This is a genomic window from Butyricicoccus sp. AM78-15b2TA, from assembly GCF_027665985.1.
GTDB classification, from domain to species: Bacteria; Bacillota; Clostridia; order Oscillospirales; family Butyricicoccaceae; genus Agathobaculum; species Agathobaculum butyriciproducens.
Map to the genome: position 1 here is coordinate 1 of NZ_JAQEHY010000046.1, position 3,890 is coordinate 3,890.

General features: G+C 50.3%; 2 protein-coding genes and 1 pseudogene. All 3 read right to left on the reverse strand.

Annotated features, from left to right (window positions below; genetic code table 11):
• Nucleotides 1–591 precede the first annotated feature (591 nt).
• Nucleotides 592–1,182, reverse strand: a pseudogene (locus PGS25_RS15445) (IS3 family transposase); the annotation flags it as partial.
• A 19-nt stretch (nt 1,183–1,201) separates the two neighbouring features.
• Nucleotides 1,202–1,612 (reverse strand): helix-turn-helix domain-containing protein, encoded by a 411-nt coding sequence (locus PGS25_RS15450; protein WP_270419407.1) that lies wholly within the window; start codon nt 1,610–1,612, stop codon nt 1,202–1,204.
• A gap of 78 nt (nt 1,613–1,690) precedes the next feature.
• Complete coding sequence (locus PGS25_RS15455) at nt 1,691–3,577, reverse strand: LTA synthase family protein (protein ID WP_270419408.1); 1,887 nt, start codon at nt 3,575–3,577, stop codon at nt 1,691–1,693.
• Between the last annotated feature and the right edge of the window lie 313 nt (nt 3,578–3,890).

The window sequence follows — 3,890 nt, forward strand, 5'->3', positions numbered from 1 at the left end:
AACGCCTACATCTAAAGCAGCAACGAAAGTTGCTGCTTTTTCTTTTTTTGCTGAGATTTTGCAGGGGACACGAGTTGCGTCAGCAATACGTCCTGTCTGGGCGGCAGCCTTTTCTGCAGTGGTTTGCTGGTAGACTTGAATCGCGCAGACGGTTCACCCTATCCAGACGGAGCGTTTTTCGCTGAGATTCGGCGAGGAGTTCGCCGTACTACAGCGGTGGGGCAAGAGGGTAGACACCTACGGTTTCTACCCTCTTAACTCCCATTTCCCTTTACTTCTTAGTTTGGCGCAGACCAGAAACCTGCGATCGCTCCGAAAAGGGGAACGGCAGAGGATCTTTTCTACTGTAGGGGAGCACAGTGTGCTCCCATTTCTCGACCTATTCGCAGTGTCAGATTCTTTGCTGCTACACATGCGGTTAAGTCTACGCAGGCGCGACATACCCGTGTCGCGCGAATTGTTTACGGGTGTTGGTGGCTGGGGCCTATCAGGTAAAGCACATGCTTGGACTTAGATGGATTTTAGATAATAAAAAGCGGCTGCATATGAAGTGCCCCCAAAGGTTAGACAAAAATTCGTCGTAAAAATTGTTCAAGCAGCCGAAAGGGCTTGTTGTCTGTGAATTGCAGGCGGAAAGCCCTTTAGTTTTGCCTTGATTCTGCGATTATTGTAGTAGTCCAGATACTCAATGAGTTCCTGTTTGAAGTGCTCCATGGACTGAAATTCCTGCAGATACAATAGCTCACTTTTGAGTATTCCAAAGAAGTTTTCAATCACAGCATTATCCAGACAGTTTCCTTTGCGGCTCATGCTTTGCCGGATGCCTTTCTCTTGGAGCATGCGCTGGTACTGCCAACCCTGGTCAGAATGGAGAATGAGGTCTGTACCATCAGGAATCTTTGCAAACGCCTTGTCCAACATAGTCATTACCATGCGCAGTACCGGACGGTCTGAAATCGTGTAGCTGACCAGATCGCTGCTGTGCAGGTCGAGGATGGGTGACAGGTAGAGTTTCTCCCAGAACAGGCTAAACTCCGTCACATCCGTGACCCACTTCTGATTGGGCTTGTCTGCATGAAAATCTCGATTTAACAGATTTGGTGCAATTTTACCCACATTTCCCTTGTAAGAACGGTATTTCTTCATTCGGGCGCGGCAAATCAGCCCTAACGCCTTCATAAGTCTCCGAACGGTTTATGATTCACAAGGAAAGCACTGTCGTAATCCACCGGTAGCCGTATCTGCCCTTGTTTTCGTGGAAAATAGTTGTGATTTCTTCCTTAACGGATGTATATTTGTCTGTTTTCTGCATTTGTTTCAAGTGATAATAGAACGTTGCACGGGGCAGTTGAGTGATGGAAAGCAGAAGATTGAGAGAATATTTTTGCCTTAGTTTCTGGACTACTAGCGTTTTGTGCTGGCGTCGTTCGATGGCCAATGCCTCTGCCCCTTCTGATAGATAAATACGCTCCCAGTTTCTGACCTGAGTGGCACTGCTTATTCCAAATCGTCTCGCTGTTTCACAGTAACTCAACCTTTCTTCCATCATGGTTTCCACGACTAGCTTCTTAAACTCCGGCGTGTATCGTTTGTTCGGTTTTCCTCTTGACATAATAAATCACCCCATCTGTTAGATAGTGTATCATACTGTCTAACAAATGGGGTGCTGTTCAATAGCAGTCGCTTCTGTTTAATTGCCACTGGTTGCGTTTGCGGCATCGCTTGAAGTCGCACTTGCCGGAGAGGCAAACAGCGCAGTCTGGCGTTCGTCGCCGCCGAACAGGTTGTTATATTGTACGCGCTCGTAATCTTCAATCAGCGGGGTAAATTTTGTGGTATCCAGATGGCTGTATGCGTTGCCTTCACTATCGAAATAGCCGGCGAAGGTCATCGCCGGAATGGTTTTCTGCAGATTCCACAGGTATTTTCCGTAGGCACTGGTTTCAATGCCCGCGTTGCGCAGCACATACTGCGCGAGAAAGTTCAGGCTGGTGATCTTTGTCGAATTGCCGGTCAGCGGGTAATTGGCCCAGATGATGAACGGCACCTTAAACTTATCCATGTACTGTGCCATGGTCATCTCGTCCTGAGTCACGCCGTAAGCCTTATCGAGAAATTCCTGCTCGACAGACGGCTGATGATCGCCGAACATAACGAGAATGGTCGGCTCAGTCTGTGACGAGAAGTAGTCGATCAGCTTTTTGAAGGCCTCATCGGTCTTATTGGCGAGCGTCAGATACTGCTCTGCCTTGGGGTACACGCCCGGCTCATCGGCGACCTGCACCTCAGCGGGATAATCCTCAACCGTGTAGCTGCCGTGGTTCTGAATCGTCACATTGAACAGAAACAGCGGTGTGCTTTCGTCCTTATGCTCAAACTCCCAAATAATCTGCTCGAAGTCGGAATCGTCGCTGACGTAGCCGTGCTCCTCGGTCTGCGGTACGTCCATGTCCTCGCCGCACTTGAATGAGTCGAAGCCCAGACGCGGATACGCGATATTACGCTGCCACGAGGTTCGCTCACCCGGATGAAACGCACGCGTCTCGTAGCCGTAGCCCTTGAGCAGCGTAGCCAGTGAATCCGTCGGACCGAGGATGTACTGCTGATACGGGATACTGCCCGATGGCAGGAAGTTCATCGAATTACCGGTCAGAAACTCGAACTCGCTCGTGCTTGTGCCCGCGCCGAATACCGAGGTGTAGGCGTGGCCGTGGATCGCGTTCGACACGCTGTTGATGTAATTCATTGGGCTTTCTGTGAGTGTCAGATTGCCGAAGTCCTCAAAGTCCGCCCATGACTCATTCATAATAGCAACAATATTCGGGTGATCAACGCCGACATTCGGTGTCGGGTCATCCTCTGCACCATTCACAATAGCGTTGGCGCGTTCCGGCGTGGTATCATCCGGTTTTTCCACTTCCATAAATTCGGTGTTTCGCAGAAATTCTGCAGCGGCACCGCCGGTCTGGTAGGCACCGAGCTGATCCCACACGTCGGTCTCTACGCCGAACATGCCCAGTATTTGCGGGTGGGCGATCGGGATGAGACACAGCAGACCGGCAATCAGCACGGAACCGCGGCGCAGCAGATCGCCTTTGCGCGGCCGAAAATGCCCCATCTTATAATAAGGGCGCAGCGCCCACGCAAGCAGTGCAACCAGCATAATGCAGATGGCAATTTGCCAGGTCATAGACAGGCTGTAACTGCCTGCAACGGCCACAGCGGTACCGAGCGCCTTAAAGTCCCACGGCAGAATAGGTGTGCCGCGGAAGACAGAAACGAAGTAGTTCGCAGCGCCCCACATACCGGCCAGAATGTGCAGTAGCACGCAGCAGACCGCCGGATAGCCGATAACCGCACAGCCGATCCAGTAGAGTGCGCTGAGGCATAGCCAGTTAGCCAGCGCCACGCCTGCGCTCATATTCCACGGCGGAGAGCCGAGCACAAGCTGCATCAGCCAAAACGCGGTAAGCGGTGTCAGTAGCAGCAGTAGCAGCTTTTGCGCCCTTGTGTTTTGGCGCAGCGGCATATCACGCCGTGGCAGCAGCTGTCTGATCAGTGAACCAACTTTTTTCATAAACCGTTCTCCTTGTAAAAAAAGTTCCCACAAGAGCGAAATTATACACTAAATTGGGGGGAATGTCAAGGTTAGATGCGGCTTACAGGGCACGCGACGGAGAAAGGCAGGTATACTATTATAATACAGGCATTGTGTGGCACAAAAATAAATAAAAAAAGTGCTTGACATTTGCTGTCGGATTTGGTATTCTATTAAAGCTGTCTCTGAGAGACGAGCGCAAAACCGAAAAGTTTGGTTTAGAAACGATTGAGGTTCTGAAAAAGAATTTGAAAAAGTTCTTGACAAACGCTTCTGGTTTTGATATACTAAA

Coding starts and splice junctions, on each gene's coding strand:
- PGS25_RS15455 (WP_270419408.1), bottom strand. CDS start 3,577: ATGAAAAAAGTTGGTTCACTGATCAGACAGCTGCTGCCACGGCGTGAT.
- PGS25_RS15450 (WP_270419407.1), bottom strand. CDS start 1,612: ATGTCAAGAGGAAAACCGAACAAACGATACACGCCGGAGTTTAAGAAG.